General features: G+C 62.5%; 15 protein-coding genes. 5 read left to right on the forward strand and 10 right to left on the reverse strand.

Translation table 11 applies throughout. From position 1 onward, the window contains the following. Nucleotides 1–46 precede the first annotated feature (46 nt). Entirely contained in the window at nucleotides 47–904 is an 858-nt protein-coding gene (locus EII23_RS03440) for a zinc metalloprotease HtpX (protein ID WP_124791992.1), read from the forward strand. Between the two features lie 56 nt (nucleotides 905–960). Further along, complete coding sequence (locus tag EII23_RS03445; RefSeq protein ID WP_124791993.1) at nucleotides 961–1,344, forward strand: DVU_2496 family lipoprotein; 384 nt, start codon at nucleotides 961–963, stop codon at nucleotides 1,342–1,344. Between the two features lie 91 nt (nucleotides 1,345–1,435). Here the strand turns inward: EII23_RS03445 and argJ are convergent, their stop codons facing one another. From argJ to EII23_RS03470, 5 genes are all read right to left on the reverse strand, one after another. Continuing rightward, nucleotides 1,436–2,623, reverse strand: a complete 1,188-nt coding sequence (gene argJ / locus EII23_RS03450; RefSeq protein ID WP_124791994.1) for a bifunctional glutamate N-acetyltransferase/amino-acid acetyltransferase ArgJ — start codon at nucleotides 2,621–2,623, stop codon at nucleotides 1,436–1,438. A 100-nt stretch (nucleotides 2,624–2,723) separates the two neighbouring features. Further along, on the reverse strand, nucleotides 2,724–4,802 hold the full coding sequence (gene fusA / locus EII23_RS03455) for an elongation factor G (RefSeq protein ID WP_124791995.1): 2,079 nt from the start codon (nucleotides 4,800–4,802) through the stop codon (nucleotides 2,724–2,726). 96 nt (nucleotides 4,803–4,898) lie between these two features. Continuing rightward, a complete protein-coding gene (gene rpsG, locus EII23_RS03460; protein WP_124791996.1) occupies nucleotides 4,899–5,369 on the reverse strand; it encodes a 30S ribosomal protein S7 in 471 nt (156 codons plus the stop codon). Between the two features lie 102 nt (nucleotides 5,370–5,471). Next, nucleotides 5,472–5,843, reverse strand: coding sequence for a 30S ribosomal protein S12 (gene rpsL, locus EII23_RS03465; RefSeq protein WP_124791997.1), 372 nt, complete (start codon nucleotides 5,841–5,843; stop codon nucleotides 5,472–5,474). 118 nt (nucleotides 5,844–5,961) lie between these two features. Next, nucleotides 5,962–8,640 carry a valine--tRNA ligase gene (locus EII23_RS03470; RefSeq protein WP_124791998.1) on the reverse strand — a complete coding sequence of 893 codons (2,679 nt, stop codon included), beginning with the start codon at nucleotides 8,638–8,640 and terminating at the stop codon, nucleotides 5,962–5,964. A gap of 38 nt (nucleotides 8,641–8,678) precedes the next feature. On the opposite strand from EII23_RS03470, the gene EII23_RS03475 reads away from it, so the two are divergent. Next, nucleotides 8,679–9,971 carry a BPL-N domain-containing protein gene (locus EII23_RS03475; RefSeq protein WP_124791999.1) on the forward strand — a complete coding sequence of 431 codons (1,293 nt, stop codon included), beginning with the start codon at nucleotides 8,679–8,681 and terminating at the stop codon, nucleotides 9,969–9,971. Nucleotides 9,972–10,223: 252 nt separating this feature from the next. On the opposite strand, the gene EII23_RS03485 is transcribed toward EII23_RS03475, so the two are convergent. The 3 genes from EII23_RS03485 to EII23_RS03495 form a co-directional block, all read right to left on the reverse strand. Then, complete coding sequence (locus tag EII23_RS03485) at nucleotides 10,224–10,490, reverse strand: hypothetical protein (protein WP_124792001.1); 267 nt, start codon at nucleotides 10,488–10,490, stop codon at nucleotides 10,224–10,226. 63 nt (nucleotides 10,491–10,553) lie between these two features. Next, nucleotides 10,554–12,041, reverse strand: a complete 1,488-nt coding sequence (locus EII23_RS13575; RefSeq protein WP_124792002.1) for a calcium-binding protein — start codon at nucleotides 12,039–12,041, stop codon at nucleotides 10,554–10,556. A 186-nt stretch (nucleotides 12,042–12,227) separates the two neighbouring features. Continuing rightward, nucleotides 12,228–13,058 (reverse strand): DNA/RNA nuclease SfsA, encoded by an 831-nt coding sequence (locus EII23_RS03495; RefSeq protein WP_124792003.1) that lies wholly within the window; start codon nucleotides 13,056–13,058, stop codon nucleotides 12,228–12,230. A gap of 111 nt (nucleotides 13,059–13,169) precedes the next feature. On the opposite strand from EII23_RS03495, the gene EII23_RS03500 reads away from it, so the two are divergent. Continuing rightward, nucleotides 13,170–13,454 carry a DUF1640 domain-containing protein gene (locus EII23_RS03500; RefSeq protein WP_124792004.1) on the forward strand — a complete coding sequence of 95 codons (285 nt, stop codon included), beginning with the start codon at nucleotides 13,170–13,172 and terminating at the stop codon, nucleotides 13,452–13,454. 147 nt (nucleotides 13,455–13,601) lie between these two features. Beyond that, on the forward strand, nucleotides 13,602–14,783 hold the full coding sequence (locus tag EII23_RS03505) for a pyridoxal phosphate-dependent aminotransferase (protein ID WP_124792005.1): 1,182 nt from the start codon (nucleotides 13,602–13,604) through the stop codon (nucleotides 14,781–14,783). A gap of 83 nt (nucleotides 14,784–14,866) precedes the next feature. Here EII23_RS03505 and EII23_RS03510 read toward each other — a convergent pair whose 3' ends face one another. Both EII23_RS03510 and EII23_RS03515 read right to left on the reverse strand, forming a co-directional pair. Continuing rightward, the gene (locus EII23_RS03510) at nucleotides 14,867–15,469 is read right to left on the reverse strand and encodes an OmpH family outer membrane protein (RefSeq protein WP_124792006.1); all 603 of its coding nucleotides are present in this window, start codon (nucleotides 15,467–15,469) and stop codon (nucleotides 14,867–14,869) included. A 102-nt stretch (nucleotides 15,470–15,571) separates the two neighbouring features. Then, the gene (locus tag EII23_RS03515) at nucleotides 15,572–16,681 is read right to left on the reverse strand and encodes a transglycosylase SLT domain-containing protein (protein ID WP_124792007.1); all 1,110 of its coding nucleotides are present in this window, start codon (nucleotides 16,679–16,681) and stop codon (nucleotides 15,572–15,574) included. Between the last annotated feature and the right edge of the window lie 169 nt (nucleotides 16,682–16,850).

Raw genomic sequence — 16,850 nt, forward strand, 5'->3', positions numbered from 1 at the left:
GCGGAATCCACGCCGCAAGCCGCACACTACAGACAACGAGAATACCATGACCAGCCAACTCAAGACCCTGCTGCTCCTGGCCCTTCTTTCGGGCATCATCATCGCTCTGGGCGGCATGCTGGGCGGACGCTCCGGCATCATCATCGCCTTTGGCCTGGCCCTTGCCATGAACCTGGGCAGCTACTGGTATTCGGACAAGATCGTGCTTTCCATGTACCGCGCGCGCGAACTGGCCCCCGAAGAAGCCCCCCAGATCCACAGTATGGTGGAAGAGCTTTCCCGAAAAGCGGGTATTCCCAAGCCCCGCGTCTGCGTGGTGCCCGAGGCCGCGCCCAACGCCTTTGCCACCGGGCGCAACCCGGAAAATGCGGTGGTCGCCGTGACCGAGGGCATTGTGCGCATACTCTCGCCCGAAGAACTGCGCGGCGTGCTGGCCCACGAAATCGGCCACATTGTCAACCGCGACATTCTTGTCCAGACCATTGCCGGAGTCATGGCTTCGGCCATTGTGACCCTGGCCAATATTTTTCAGTTCACGGCCATTTTCGGCGGCGGTAACCGGGACGGAGAAGGCGGCGGCAACCCGCTGGCCGCACTGGCGCTGGCCCTTCTGGCCCCTCTTGCCGCAGGCATTATCCAGATGGCCATTTCGCGCTCGCGCGAGTATCTGGCCGACGATACCGGAGCCGCCCTGTGCGGACAGCCGCTGGCCCTGGCCGGAGCTCTGGCCAAGCTGGGCGCGGCCAGCGGGCGTGTGCCCATGCAGCAGGGCAATCCCAGCACGGAGCAGATGTTCATTGTGGCCCCCCTGTTCGGGCGCGGCGGCATGGCCAGCCTCTTCAGCACGCACCCTCCCCTGGAAGAACGCATCCAGCGGTTGCGGGCCATGGCTGCGGGCCGCTGAAAACGGTTGCGGCCGCGAACCCTTTTGCTGTAGTTTGCCCAAAAACCGAGGTGGATATGTTGCCGCGCCTTCTGCTGCCGCTTCTGCTGTGCTCCCTGCTGGCCTGTGCCCGCTCCCAGTCCCTGCCGCCGCAAAACGATCCGCCGCCGGAGCCGTGCCCCTTTGTTTACGTCTACGCGCCGGGCAATTATATCGTGGATATTGCGGGGGGGGATCAGGTCATTCTGGACCCCGGCGTGCAGGAATTCGAGCTTTTCTGCTCCCCCGGCGAAGCGCGCGCCGCAGTTACCGAAGCTGTGCGGCAGGGCGCTGCCCCTGAAGGCGACTGGCGCATCTACCGCCTGGCCGGAGATCTGGAGGATCTGGCCCAGCCCCTGCCCCAGCGGCGCTATGTGCTGCGCCGCATGGCGCAGATTGTGGACTGGGTTACGGAAATATAGCTGCACCTTGCGCGGATCAAAACGTCCGGTCCGGAGGGAGCAGAAAGGCGCTCCCTCCGGACCGGACGGAATATTTTGTGGGCAGTTTGCGTCAGGACCGGTAGTCCGCATTGAGCGAAACGTATTCGTGCCCCAGATCCGATGCGTGAAAAACATAGAAGCCCGGCCCGCTGCCCAGTGTGATTTCCACTTCCACATCTCCGGCCGCGAGCAGTTGCGCCAGCTTTTCCTCCTGATCCTCATTGACCGGGCATCCGTGGCGAAAACGCTCAATGCCGCAGAGCTTCATGCTGACCTGTTCCGGATCAACCTCCGCCCCGCTGTAGCCCACGGCGGTCACAATGCGCCCCCAGTTGGCGTCGCCCCCGTACATGGCGGTCTTGACCAGTTGCGAATGCCCCACACTGCGGGCCACGCGCCGGGCATCGCTGTCGTTTGCCGCGCCCGTCACCGTAATGTGGATGACCTTGCGCGCGCCTTCGCCGTCCCTGACCAGCATCAGGGCCACTGTGCGCAGAATGTCGGTCAGGGCTTCTTCCAGCAGGGCCGCGTCTTGGGGCTGTGCCGCGCTCACGCCTGACGCGCCGTTGGCAAGGCCCAGTATGGTGTCGTTGGTGGAGGTATCGCCGTCAACGCTCACCCGGTTGAAGGTGCTTTCCACCGCGCGGGCGAACATGGCCTGCCAGGCCGAGCGCTCCACTTCCGCATCGGCAAGAGCCACACAAAGCATGGTGGCCATGTCGGGGCAGATCATGCCCGCGCCCTTGGCCATCACGGTCAGGCGCACTGTCCCGCCGGAAAGGCGCACATCGCGCGAGGAAAATTTGGGAAAGGCGTCGGTGGTCATGAAAGAGCGCGTAAACCCTTCGGCATCCCGGCTGCCCAAACTGTCCACCAGCGCCGGAAGGGCCTTTTGCCAGAGATCCATCTTGAGGTGCGCTCCCACCACCCCGGTGGACAGGGGCAAAATCTGCTCCACAGGCAGGCCTGTGCTTTGGGCGAGCATGCTCTGGGTGGCGCGGCAGTTTTCCAGTCCTTCCTGACCGGTGCAGGCATTGGCCTGACCGGCATTGGCCAGCACCGCCCGCACAGGCCCGTTGCCGCGCAGTATCTCCTGACAAACAAGAACCGGCGCGGCCTTGAACACGTTTTTGGTAAACATGCCCGCCAGCACGGCGGGGCAGTCCGAAACAATCAGGCCCAGATCGTCCCGGCCTTCCTTCCGGAATCCGGCGGCGGCCGTTCCCGCCGCAAAGCCCTTGGGCAAATCGCTCTGCATGGTCGCCTCCTGCGATGCGCCGCCGCAGACGCACGGTTCCCAAAAAGCACGCGCCCGGAGAACCCCCGGGCGACGCGCAAAACCGTACCGCGGGACGCGACTACGTTCTGGTTTTCTGAATTTCCTCGGCAATGGCCTGGGGCACACGCTCGTAATGGTCAAACTGCATGGTAAAGGTGGCGCGGCCCTGGGTGCGCGAGCGCAAGTCCGTGGCATAGCCGAACATGGCCGACAGCGGCACCTGGGCACGCACGCTCTGCGCCCCTCCGGCGCGGGCCTCCATGCTCTGCACCCGCCCGCGGCGGCCGTTGAGATCGCCCATGACGTCGCCCAGATATTCCTCCGGCGTAACCACCTCCACATCCATGATGGGCTCCAGCAACACCGGAGAAGCCTTGCCCATGGCGTCCTTGATGGCCATGGAACCGGCAATGTAGAAGGCCTGTTCCGAGGAGTCCACCTCGTGGTAGGAGCCGAAAACCAGGTTGACCTTCACGTCCACCACAGGAAAACTGGCCAGCACACCCGATTTCAGGGCATCCTGCATGCCCTTGTCCACAGCGGGAATGTATTCCTTGGGAATGACGCCGCCGGAAATGGAGTTGACGAATTCGTAGCCTCCCGCCGGGTTGGGCTCGATTTCGATAACCACATGGCCGTACTGGCCGCGCCCGCCGGACTGCTTGGCATACTTGAGGTCGGACTTGGCGGACTTGGAAATGGTTTCGCGGTACGCCACCTGGGGCTTGCCCACATTGGCATTGACGTTGAACTCGCGGGTCAGGCGGTCCACAATGATTTCCAGATGCAACTCGCCCATGCCCGCAATGAGGGTCTGGTTGGTTTCTTCATCGCCCTTGACGCGGAAGGACGGATCTTCCTTGGCCAGCTTGTTCAGCGCGGCGGAGAGGGCGTCACGGTCGGCCTTGGTCTTGGGTTCGATGGCCACCTCGATGACCGGCTCGGGAATGTTCAGGGATTCCAGAACAACCGGGCGCTTTTCGTCGCAAAGGGTATCGCCGGTGGAGGCGTTTTTCAGGCCCACCAGAGCCACAATATCGCCCGCACCCGCCCATTTGACATCTTCACGCTTGTTGGCGTGCATCTTCAGGATGCGGCCGATGCGCTCGCGCTTGCCGGTGTTGGCGTTGTAGGCGGCCATGCCCGATTCGACAAAGCCCGAATAGATGCGGAAAAAGGACAGATGCCCGATGAAGGGGTCGGAAAAAAGCTTGAATACCAGCCCGGCCAGAGGTTCCTTGTCGTCACAGGGGCACTGGATGATCTTGTCTTCGGCATCCGGCTCGTGGCCCGGCATGGGCGGAATGTCCACCGGAGAGGGCAGATAGTCCACCACGGCGTCCAGCAGGGGCTGCACACCCATGTTGCGGAAGGCCGAGCCCAGCATGACCGGTACAATGCTGCGGGAGATGGTCGCCTTGCGGATGCAGGAGACGATTTCTTCCTCGGTCAGGCTTTCACCGCCAAGATATTTTTCCAGCAGGGCTTCGTCTTCTTCGGCCACGGCTTCCACGAGTTCGTGGTGTTTTTCGTCGTACAGGGTCTGCATGTCGGCGGGCACGTCTTCCACCACAAAGTCCATGCCCTTGCTGCTCTTGTCAAAGCGGATGGCCTTGCCGCGCACCAGATCCACCACGCCCTCGAACTTGTCTTCGGAGCCGATGGGCAGTTGCAGGGGAACGGCCTTGGCGCCCAGGCGGTCGTGGATCATGTCCACACAGCGGAAAAAGTTGGCGCCGATGCGGTCCATCTTGTTCACAAAACAAATCCGCGGCACCTGATAGCGGTCGGCTTGCCGCCACACGGTTTCCGACTGGGGCTCCACACCGGCCACCGCGTCAAAAACGCAGACCGCGCCGTCCAGCACACGCAGGGAGCGCTCCACCTCGATGGTAAAGTCCACGTGCCCCGGAGTGTCGATGATATTGATGCGGCAGTCCTTCCAGAAGCATGTGGTGGCTGCGGACGTGATGGTGATGCCGCGCTCCTGCTCCTGCTCCATCCAGTCCATGGTGGCGCCGCCGTCATGCGTTTCGCCGAGCTTGTGGGTTACGCCGGTATAAAAGAGGATGCGCTCAGTGGTCGTGGTCTTGCCTGCGTCAATATGGGCCATGATCCCGATATTGCGCTGTTTTTCGACGGGTATGGTGCGGGACACGGTAGTTCCTCCATGCTGCGGATGCGCTGTGGTGCAAAACCGACGCCGCATCCGTAAGGAGGCGGCGTCGGGCGGTACTCGAAAACAGAAGGCCCCTTACCAGCGGTAGTGGGAAAAAGCCTTGTTGGCGTCGGCCATGCGGTGAGTGTCCTCACGCTTCTTCACCGCGCCGCCGCGCCCGTTGTACGCGTCCAGCAACTCTGCGGAAAGTTTGGCGGTCATTCCCTTTTCGCCGCGCGAACGGGCGTAGTTGATGAGCCAACGGATGGACAGGGAAATCTGCCGCTCGGGGCGCACTTCCATCGGGACCTGATAGGTGGCTCCGCCAACGCGGCGGGCCTTGACTTCCATATGGGGCTTCACGTTGTCCAGCGCCTTTTCAAAGGCGCGCATGGCATCGTCGCCGGTTTTTTCGGCCAGAGCCTCAAGGGAGCTGTAAAAAATTTTTTCGGCCGCGCCCTTTTTGCCGTTGTACATGAGGCGGTTCACGAATTTGGTGACCAGACGGCTGGAGTACAGCGGATCGGGCAGAACTTCCCTCTTGGGAACAGGACCTTTACGGGGCATGGGGTTTCTCCTTGTGCAAATACTGCGGCGTCACCAACCCCGCGACACACCGCCCCCGCAAGGGGCGGAGCGGCGCATGGCGTCCGCCGGTGGAATACATATTTATTTGGGGCGCTTGGCGCCGTACTTGGAACGTCCCTGACGGCGGTCGGCCACACCGGAGGTATCCAGCGTGCCGCGCACAATGTGGTAGCGCACACCGGGCAGGTCCTTGACGCGGCCGCCGCGGATGATGACCACAGAGTGCTCCTGCAGGTTGTGGCCTTCGCCGGGGATGTAGGCCGTTACCTCGATGCCGTTGGTCAGGCGCACACGGGCGACCTTGCGCAGGGCCGAGTTGGGCTTTTTGGGCGTGGTGGTATACACGCGGGTACACACGCCACGGCGCTGCGGGCAGGCCTGCAGGGCGGGCGTTTTCTTGCGCTTGACCACGGCCTTCCGCTCAATGCGGATAAGCTGGTTGATCGTGGGCATTCTTCCCTCCATACGGGGTGTTGAAATGATTTCAAGAGGCATGACATATCCCGTCCAGAAAAGATAGTCAAGCCTTTTGCCGCTGTGCCCGCGCGTTTCGCCGAAAAAACCTCTGCCGCTATTCTTCCAGAGCCTCGGCAAAACGCTGCCGCAGGGCTTCCAGTTTCGTCCGGGTATCGCACAGTTTTTCCGCGCGCTCCCTCTCGCGGGCCACAACATCCGCCGGAGCCCGGCTGACAAAGCTTTCGTTCATCAGCTTCAGGTTCACGGCCGCCATGTCTTTGGCCAGCCGGGCCAGTTCCTTGTCCAGCCGGGCCAGTTCGCCGTTGAGGTCCACCGTGCCCTTGAGGGGCACAAATATCTGGCAGCCGTCCACCACGGCGGAGGCAGAGGCTTTTGGCGTTTGCAGGGCCGCGTCCACGGCAAGGCTCTCCACCCTGGCCAGGGTCGTCACATGCTGCCTGTTTTCCTCCAGCAGCGCCCCTTGCGCCGCATCCGCGGGCCGCAGCAGCAGGCTGATCCTCTGCCCCGGACTGATGCCCAGTTCCGCCCTGATGGTGCGCACAGCCACAATGACCCCCTGCACAAATTCCATGCGGGCCGCCTCCACGGGCCGCACGCAGCGGGGGCGCGGCTGTGGATAAACCTCCAGAGCAATATCCGTGGTCTGCCCGCCTGCGGGCACGGGCAGGGCGGACCAGATCTCGGCAGTGACAAAAGGCATCAGGGGATGCAGCAGCACCAGTATCTCGCGCAGGGCCAGCCAGAGCACATGGCGGGCCTGCTCCCGGCGCTCCCCGCCCAACTCTGCGTCCGACCCGGGCTGCATATCAGACTTGATGAGTTCCAGATACCAGTCGCAGAATTCGTTCCACAAGAATTTGTAGCCCACCTGGGCCGCATCGTTGAAGCGGTATTCCTCCAGCGCCCGGTCCATTTCTTCTTTCACGGCTTCAAGGCGGTGCAGCAGCCACTGGTGGTGCAGACCCGCAACCCTGTCCGGCTCCACGGCGGCGGGAGCCTCCCCGGAAAGATTCATGAGGGCAAAGCGGGCCGCATTCCAGAGCTTGTTCACAAAATGGCGGTAGCCTTCGATGCGGTCTTCCGAAAGGCGTATGTCGCGCCCCATGGCCGCAAAAGAGACAAGGGTGAAACGCAGGGCATCACAGCCGTATTTGTCGATCATTTGCAGCGGGTCAATGACATTGCCCGTGGACTTGGACATCTTTCGCCCCGACGCATCGCGCACCAGGGCGTGCAGGTAAACATGCCGGAAAGGCGGCCTGCCCATGAAGTGCATGCCCATCATCATCATGCGGGCCACCCAGAAAAAAAGAATGTCAAAGCCCGTGACCAGCACGGCCGTGGGATACCAGCACGCAAGATCCCTGCCCCGCTCCGGCCAGCCCAGGGTGGAAAAGGGCCAGAGCGCGGACGAGAACCAGGTGTCCAGCACATCCTCTTCCTGATCAAGCTCTGCTCCCCCGCAGGCGGGGCAGACCTGGGGAGCCTCTTCGTTCACCACAAGCTCGCCGCACTGCCGGCACGTCCAGGCAGGGATGCGGTGCCCCCACCATATCTGGCGGCTGATGCACCAGTCGCGGATATTGTCCAGCCAGTGGTAGTAGGTCTTGCACCAGCTTTCGGGATACACTTCCGTCAGGCCGGGCACGGCCTCGCGCGCGGCCTTCGCCATTTTTGTGGCGGCCACGAACCACTGGGTGGAAACGTGCGGCTCCACCACCGTATGGCAGCGGTAGCAATGGCCCACGGCATGCTCGATCTCCTCCACGCCCTCAAGAAGGCCGTCAGCCTCCATGCGGGCGACAATGGCATCGCGGCATTCCTCCTTGCGCATGCCCGCGCAAGGCCCGGCTTCGGCAGTCATGACGCCGTTGTCGTCAATGACCTGCACAAAGGCGAGGCCGTGTTTTTTGCCCAGCAGCCAGTCGTTGGGGTCATGGCAGGGCGTCACCTTGAGCGCGCCTGTTCCGAACTCACGATCCACATAACTGTCGGCAATAACAGGCACTTCACGCCCCAGCACAGGGACCAGAACCGTTCTGCCCACATATTGGGCATAGCGCTCGTCTTCAGGATGTACGCAAACCGCCGTATCGCCGGGGATGGTTTCAGGGCGGGTGGTGGCCACCGTGATGTGGCCGCTGCCGTCCGCCAGGCGATAGCGCACCTTCCAGAGGCGCCCCCGCGACGGTTCGTGCTCCACCTCGTCGTCGGCCAGGGCCGTATGGCAGCGCGAGCACCAGTTGATGATATAGTCGCCGCGGTAGATCAGCCCCTCACGGTAGAGTTGCACAAAAACCTTGCGTACCGCCGCAGAAAGGCCTTCGTCCATGGTGAAGCGCAGGCGCGACCAGTCCACGGAAGCTCCCATGGCCGAGATCTGATCCAGAATGCGGTGCCCGTAGTCCTCGCGCCACGCCCACACGCGCTCCACAAAGGCTTCGCGCCCCAGTTGCCCGCGGCTCAGGCCTTCCTTGCCCAAGGCTCGCTCCACCACGTTCTGGGTGGCAATGCCCGCATGGTCCGTGCCCGGAACCCACAGGACGTTTTTTCCCTTCTGGCGAGCATGGCGGCAGAGCACGTCAATGAGCGTGAGGTTGAGCGCGTGGCCGATGTGCAGGGCTCCGGTGACGTTGGGCGGCGGAATGACAATGGCAAAAGGCTCGCCCCCGTTTTCGGGATTGGCGACAAACGTCCGGTTTTCTTCCCAGTGCCTGCGCCAGCGAGCTTCAACGTCATGGGGCTCATAGCCCTTGGAAAGGGATTCCGCCATCTTGCTTTCTCCGTAAAAGGCGAGGATACTGCAACACCATGTCTGCCGCGCATCCGATTTGTCTTTTGTGGGATGCCTCCCATATCTGGGGGCTTATGGCCTGGCGTGCCGTGCGCGCCCTGGGGCTGCCCTGCCGCCTGGTGAAGGGCAAAGAAATAGCCGAAGGCGCGTTTTTACGCAAGCAGGCGGGCACGGCCCTGCTGCTTGTTCCCGGCGGTTCCGCGCGGCTCAAGGCGCAGGCTCTGGGGGCCAAAGGGCGCGAGGCCGTCCGCCGCTGGGTCGCCGAGGGGGGGCGGTATCTGGGTTTTTGCGGCGGGGCCGGACTGGCCCTGACCCATGCGGACTCTGACCACGGGCTGGGCCTCTGCCCCTGGCAGAGAGCCGGATACCGTCAGCGCCTGCACCATCTTGTTTCCGGCCATGTGCGGGCGCATTGCGAAGGCGGAGCTCCGGCTCCGGGCCTGCCCGACGCTCCGGCCCTGCCCGTGTGGTGGCCGGGACGCTTTGCGCCCACCCCTGACCCGCAGGTGCGGACTCTGGCCTCCTACGGCAGGCCCGACGACGACTTCTGGTTGGCAGACCTGCCCCTGCACCTTGTGCCGCGCCATATCTTTGAAAGCTGGCAGGCCATGTACGGTGTTGATCTTTCGGCGGATTTTCTGGAAGGCCAGCCCATGATCGTCAGCGGGCAGTACGGCAGGGGCCAATACATCCTGAGCTATTCCCATCTGGAAACGCCGCACAGCCCCGACGCCAACGCATGGCTTGCCCATGTGCTGCAAAGCGCGGGGCTGGAGCCTGCGGGCTGCCGTGTGCCCCTCTGGCAGTTGCGCTCCCCCCGCGCCGTCTGGCCCGATGGCCCCGGCGCGCCCCTGCTGCACGGGCTTGAGCGTGTGCGCGCCCTTCTGGATCTGGCTGTGGAGCACCGCCTGTTTTTTGCCCGCACCCACTGGCTCTGGGGCTGGCGGAGCGGCCTGCCCGGAGCGGCCTGCAACAATCTGTATGCCGCGCTCTGCACGGCCGCCGCCCTGCCGCCTTCCGCAAAAGCCCTTGCCTGGTGGGAAGAAACGCGGGCCCGTTTTGAGCCCTTGATGCGCCTGTTCGCTGCCAGCGCCGAGGACTATCTGCTGGCCTGCCGCCTGGCAGACACGCTTTCGCCCATTGTGCCCGATGCCGTGGGGCGGCGCGGACTGGACCACCGGCGGCAGGAAATTTTCGGCCATCCCATGACCGGGGGCGGGCTGGTAAACCAGCTGCTGCACATGGCCGAGGAACTCATCTACCTCTCGCAGGAAAACACGCCCTGCGACCTGCTCCCCCACAAGCTGTAACCCGCCTTGTGCCCACCAGCCTCTTGGGGCTTTGCAGGCATAAAAACTCCGCCCGGCAGCGCGCATGGCCGCTTGGGACGACTGGCTGTATTGGCACAGTACCAACAGGCAGACACTCAAGCGTATCCGCATGCCATCAAGGATATGCAGCGGGCATGCAGGCAAACCCGAACCGCTGAAGGCCAACCTGCCCGGAATCCCCCCGCCCCGGCACTCCTGGCCGGGACGGGGCTTTTTGAGCTTTTTCCGCGTTCAGACGCCGGTTCCGGTTTTTGCGCTTTCCACGGCAAGGGTCAGATCAAGATCCTCGTTGGTATAGCCCCCAGAGGATGTGCCTGCGGCGTCCGTGCTGCTTCCGGCGCTGGTCCAGCCGTCGGCGGTGTTCTGGCTGAACGTGCCGTCCTCCCCGGTATTGATGCCCTTGCCCGACAGATCGTTCATGCTGGTCAGGCTGGCGGTATCCACCCCGTTGGGCACAATGTCAATGGCCCTGGTGTTGCCGCTGTTGAGGCCTTGCAAATCGCTGTTGTTGACGGACGTAAGCAGCGCCTCCGTGCCGTCGCCGCCGTAAAGAGCGCTGGGTCAGCAGCCACCCAGTTCCAATTCCGCCGCCTTGACGGCCAAAAATGTCAGGGAGGCACTGTTTTCAGAGGTGGGCGTGTATACCGTGAAGCCGTGTACATCTTCACTCGTGCTCCACAGTTCCGCATTCACCTCAACCTCGCCGTCAGCGTATACCGTAAGGCCTGCAGCACCCAGCTTGCCCATGTCGGTCAGGCTGCCAGCGCCCTTTCCGTTGACCACAATTTCAATATTTTGGGGTCCGGTACCGCCAAGCGTGTGCAAAAAGCTCTTCATCACGGATTCAGAGAAGGTGTCGTCTTTAAAAATAGAGGCCAACAACACGTCCGTGCCCGCGCCGCCGTCAATGGTATCATCATAGCTGTGCCAGAGGATATCGTTGCCGTTGCCGCCATAAAGCAAGTCGTTGCCGCCACCGCCGCAGAGCATATCGTCGCCATCGCCGCCGTGAAGGATATCGTCTCCGTCACCACCCCAGAGGACGTCGTTGCCCGCGCCGCCGTGCAGGGTGTCGGCCCCTTTACCGCCGTACAGCACATCGTTGCCGCTTCCAGCGTTGATCACGTCCCCGTCCTCGCCGCCCAAAAACAGAAAGTGGCGGTCCTCAAGATCCAGGTCAACCCGGAAAATATCGTCCTTTTCTCCCATATGCCCCACAATGTCCGGCCCCAGAACACCGCTGACCGTTTCGTGCCCGTCGCTCACCGTAAAGACAAAGCTGTCGGTGAGCTTGTGGTCGGCACTATTGCGCAGGTCAGCGTTGAGCACGGCAAGGGAATCTTCGTCAAGCTTCAGGGAGTACGTGTAGCTGCCGTCCCCGCTTGTGGTCAGGTGCCCCCATGTGCCCGCAGGTTCGGCCGGGGTGAAGGTCAGGAGGTCGCCGTCCGCATCCACTGCGTACTGTCCCCACCAGGGAGCACCTTCGGCCAGAGCGGTGATACGGGGCGCGCTGTTGCCGCCGGAAGGAAGGGGCGGAGCGTCCGGCTTTTCCGGCATATCCATGCCAATGTCGGGAGCAAAAAGCAGCACATCATCGTCAGCGGCCTGGCGCGCGCTCGCCGCAGCCCCCTTGGCCCGTCTGACTGCGGCAGAGCCGCCTTCCGGAGAGGCTTGTTCCTCCGCAGCGCCCTGCGCGGGGACAAGAGGGGCGGAAACCGCATGATCGTCGGTCCATTCCTCCCGGCGGGATGCGCGTGGCGACAGGGCGGCATCGGGATCAAGCCCCGGCCCGAAGGCACTAAAAAAGTCTGTGCCAAGCATGCTCTGGCCATTCACCACAAAAACCGGAAGGATCGCCCCGGAGAACTGCGTGTAAAAATTGTATATCTGCACGCTGGAGCCGTCGGCAAAACGGAAGAGCAGGCCATCCCCCACTTTTTCAAGGGCGGCCTGCTCCACGGGGAATTGCAGCACAAGGCGGGAATCCGCCTGAACCGAAACAGCACGCTGCTCACCCGCCAAAGGACGCTCAAGAAGAAGATCTGCCATGACAAGGCTCCCGTGAAAAAGGCTTCCGCACCACGCGGGAGAACGCCGCCCTTAAATATAGCCTGCAAAATACCCTTCGTCAATGCTTCAGAGTGTCCGGAGCAGGAGCTGTGCGGCCCGGACAGGGCCTTTTTGGGGAAACAGCGCCCGGGAGAACAGAAAAAGAATTTCACATGCAGTTGCGCGTCAGGCACGCATGTGCTCCGCAGGCAGCACAGGCAGCCGGCCCCCCAAATCCACGCCAGTGGAGTTGACGAGGGCGCGAAAAACAAAAACTTCCACCCCGGCAGCCAATGCGGCATAAAACAGGGCCGCATATTCCGAATCAATGAAGTCTGCGGGCGCAAAGCACTTTCCGTCCGGACGCTGCACCAGATAGAACATGGCCGCGCGTTCCCCGTGGGCCGCAATGTCCATGAGCTCGCGCAAGTGCTTTTGCCCCCGCGCGGATGCCGCATCGGGAAAGCAGGCAATACCGTCTTCCACCATGGTCACGTTTTTGCATTCCACCCACAACGGCGGCAGATTCGGGTCGGTAAACAGCCCGTCAAGCCGGCTCGCCCCGCGCACGGCCTCGCGCGCGAGAGAGGTATAGCCCGCAGCAAAGGGCAGCCGCCCGGCGGCAAAGGCTGCCGCCAGCATCCTGTTGGGCACGGAAGTATTGACGCCCACCCAAAAGCCCTGCCCGCCGGGCGCAAAGGCAGCGGAAGATGTTGTGACTGCGGGCGGCTGGGGCTGCCCGGACAGCCAGACGCACTCCTGCGTCCAGGGCAACTTGCGTCCGGGCGTGGACGCCGGAGAAACAAGCACGGGTGTTCCGGGGCGGGTCAGCCCCAGCATGCTGCCGGAATTGTTGCTGTGGGCCCAGGCAGAGGCATTGTCCAGCACAAGTTCCACGCTGAAGCGCTTGACCCGGCGCACAAGAGAACCTACCCGGCACCCCGGCGAAAAAGGAACCAGGGGCGCAGAGCCCGTCTGCCCCACGTTGGGCCCTGTTGTTTCCGCTCTATGAGGCATGCGTTTTTACTCCTGCGCGCAAAAATGGCATTGCCCGTGCCTACCCCACGCCGGGAGCTTTGACAAGCGGCACAAAGGCGCTTATCTGTACGGTATGCAGGAGGCCACGCCATGACCGCCGCAACATTCGATACCTTGGGATACTTTGAAAAGCTCAAGGCCGCAGGAGTGCCCGAAGAACAGGCCAAGGTGCAGGCCGCCGCTTTTCGTGAGTTTACGGTCATACAGGAAGAAAATGCCCGCAAGGAACTCGCCACCAAAGTTGATGTAGTTCAAGCGGAAATGCGGCTTGCCGAAAAGATCGAAGCCAACAAACATGAAGTCCTGAAATGGGTCATCGGCACGATGGTTGCCCAGACCGCGCTCATCGTCGCTGTCATGGCCTTTCTCAAATAGCCCTCCTGTCCCTGCCGTTGCACGCAGCCCCGCCGGGAACACATTTACACCCGTATGCAGAACTGATACGTTGCGGGCGCTTCAGCCCGCTTTGCGCAGTGACGCGATTTGCGGGCGGGAGCGCACATCCTTTTCAGGAGCCTTTGCATGCAGATCTCCCGCCGCCTGAGCAGCATCAAGCCGTCCCTGACCCTCAGCGTCAACAGCCGCGCCCTGGAACTGAAAGCCCGTGGCATTGCCGTCACCAGCCTGGCTGTGGGCGAGCCGGATTTTCCCACCCCCCCCCACATCTGCGCTGCGGCCAAGGCCGCCATTGACGAAAATTTCTGCCGGTATACCGAAGTGTCCGGCATACCGGCGCTGCGCAAGGCCGCCGGGGACTATTTTGAAAAAAATTATGGCGTTGCCGTGCCGGGGGAGGCCATTGCCATCGGCGCAGGCGGCAAGCACTGTCTGTACAATTTTCTTCAGGCCACCATTGATCCCGACGACGAGGTGCTCATTCCCGCTCCCTGCTGGGTCAGCTATCCGGACATGGTTTTGCTGGCGGGCGGCGTGCCGGTGGAGGTTCCCGCCGGAGCAGAAGCGGGCTTCAAGGTCACTCCCGCCATGCTGGAGGCCCGCTTCACGCCCAAAACACGGCTGCTTGTCCTCAACTCGCCCAGCAACCCCACCGGTGTAGTGTACGGCAGGGAGGAATTCACGGCCATCATGGACTGGGCGATGGAGCGCGGCATTTTTGTGCTTTCGGACGAAATCTATGACCAACTGGTCTTTGCTCCGGCTGTCATGACCAGCGCCATTGAATGGTTTTCCCGCTATCCCCGGCAGGTGGCCGTGCTCAACGGCCTGTCCAAAAGTTTTGCCATGACAGGCTGGCGCGTGGGCTTTCTGGCCGCGCATCCCGATCTTGTCAAACATATTGCGGGCATGCAGGGGCACAGCACGTCCAGCATCTGTTCCATCTCCCAAAGGGCGGCGCTGGCTGCCCTCACCGGCCCCATGCAGCCCGTGGAGGAAATGCGCGCGGCCTTTGCCCGCCGCCGCGACGCGGCCCTTGCCATTATCCGGGAGTGGCCCTTTGCCGTCTGCCCCAAACCGGACGGAGCATTTTATCTCTTCCCTGACGTGCGCGCGTGTTACGGCAAAACCTGTCGCAACTCCACGGAACTGTGCACCCTGCTGCTGGACGAGGCCCGTGTGGCTGTTGTGCCCGGCGCGGCCTTTGGGGACGACAACTGCATCCGCATTTCCTATGCCGTGGCCGATGCGGCGCTCACCCAGGGGCTGGAACGCATGGGCCACGTGCTGGGCAGGCTGGCGTCCTGACAGCTTTGCACCATCTGTAGCCCGAAAAAGAAAACCCCGCCGAAAAAATTTCGGCGGGGCGCAAACGTGTGCCTGAAAGGCAGCTATTTTTTGCCGTTCTTGGGGCTTTCGGGTTTTTTGTCCGCAGGGGCGTCCTTTTCGCTGTCGGCCTTGTCGGCATTCTGCGGGACGGGGGCAGCGGCGTTGGAAGCCGCGCCAGAGGCGGTCACGGGCTTGAAATCCATCTTCTGCTTGTTCACGGCGGCAATGATGTCGCCGGTCACGTCAGCCCCGGAGTCAAAGGAAACCACGGCTTCGGCATTCAAAACAACCGAAAAGCCCTTTTCGGCTCGGTAGGCGTTGATGACGCGCTGCATGGTGTCATAGAGCAGGTTGATGACATTCTGCTGCTCGGCCTGCATGCGCTGCTGCGCCTCCATGTAGGTGGCTTGCAGTTCCTTCTGGGCTTCCGCATCGTCAGGTTTGGCTTCCAGGCGGTTCTGAATGCCCGTGAGTTTTTCCTGCATGTCGGATTGCAGGCCTTCAAGAAACTTGACGCCAGCCTTGCCCGGCTCGCTGTCGCGCATGACGCGCGCCATATCCACAACCGCGATTCCCGGTTTGGCAGCCGCATTGTCGGCCTGCTGGCAGGCAAGAAGGCCAAGGCTCAGCACCAGAATCAACGGCAGAAACAGACGGATTTGCATGGTATTGCCCACTCCTCGCAAAAATACTCTCAAAAAATGTACATGCAGTCTTCCTGCATACAGACTTTCGCCGCGCTTCACAAGCTTTTTTCTGGTGAGCGCTCAACGCAGCATTGCGTAGTGCTCCTTCATTCTCTGCACCTTTGCCAGGTAAAAGCGCGTTTCGCGCACAGGCAGCCTCGCCGTGATGTCTTCGTACAGTTCTGCGGGACTCATGGCATTGATGCGCTCCACGGCCTCGGCACCGCTCTGGCCGTAAAAGCGCAAAAAGCGGTTGGGCCCCATGTTGTAGGCGGCCACAACGCAGTATTCCCGCGCGCGGGCGTCGCGCACCCCACCGAAATAGCGGGAAAAAAGCAGGTGCAGGTAGGTGGTGCCGTAGCGGATGTTGATCTCCGGAACGCTCAGTTCCTCAAAGCTCACAACGCCGGATTTGCCGTACAGATACCTGTGCACCTCGCCGCCCGCCGTATCGGGCATGAGCTGCATGAGGCCCATGGCCGACTTGTGGCTGACCAGAGTTGTGGAAAAATTGCTTTCGCTGTGGATGATGGCATAGACCAGATCCACGTCCAGCCCGTAGCGTTGCGCAAAGTTTTCCACCAGTTCCCGGTAGCGTCCCGCGCTGCCGGGCACCCTCCCGCTGTGCGCAAGCGAAAAAAACTCGCCCGCATGCGCATCGCGGCTGTCGCGGCTGGTTGCGGGCAGGGGCGCATAGCCGCCGAGCAGCGCCGCGGACGCCTGCCAGCGCACGGGCCTGCCTCTGGCATCCAGCGCATCGCCATAGCCCTGCGGCTGGCGGACGAGCAAGTGCGGCATGCGGCCGTCCAGCGCCAGAAGAGGGGCAAAATTTTCCGCCAAAGATCCGGGCGGCATGCCCCCTCCCGTGTCCGGATACGCGCCGCCGGGAACAAAAACCACCACAGGGCCGCCGCGCCCGGAAGAAAATGTCGGCAGTTGCGGCACATCCTCCGGCGGAGGATGGTCGCCCGCCGGAAGGCGCACCGCCCACGGTTGCTGCGCGCTGCCGCTGTGCGCAATGGGCGCAGGCATGTCGTCCGCATGCAGGGAAGCCACATGGCCGCTCACCTTGCGGCGTACCTCCCAGCTTTCGCGCTGCGGCACAAAACCTGCCAGAGCCAGCACCAGTGCCAGTCCCCCCAGGCAGCCCAGGCCGGGCAGGAAAAAAGAAAATTTTCTGCAATGTGTCATACCACCCCCGTGCCGGGCAGAGCCGGCGGGCGGCTGCGGGCCGGACAAAAACAAAAGTCCGGCGTGCAACCCCGCCATGACTCTTGCAAATATTTTGCCAGAAAACTCCCCTCCCGACAAACGCGGTCCAATGCTCGACGCCGCCTGCGGCCCCAATGCCGGACTGTCC

This window comes from Desulfovibrio sp. OH1186_COT-070 (genome assembly GCF_003860215.1).
Lineage (GTDB): Bacteria > Desulfobacterota > Desulfovibrionia > Desulfovibrionales > Desulfovibrionaceae > Desulfovibrio.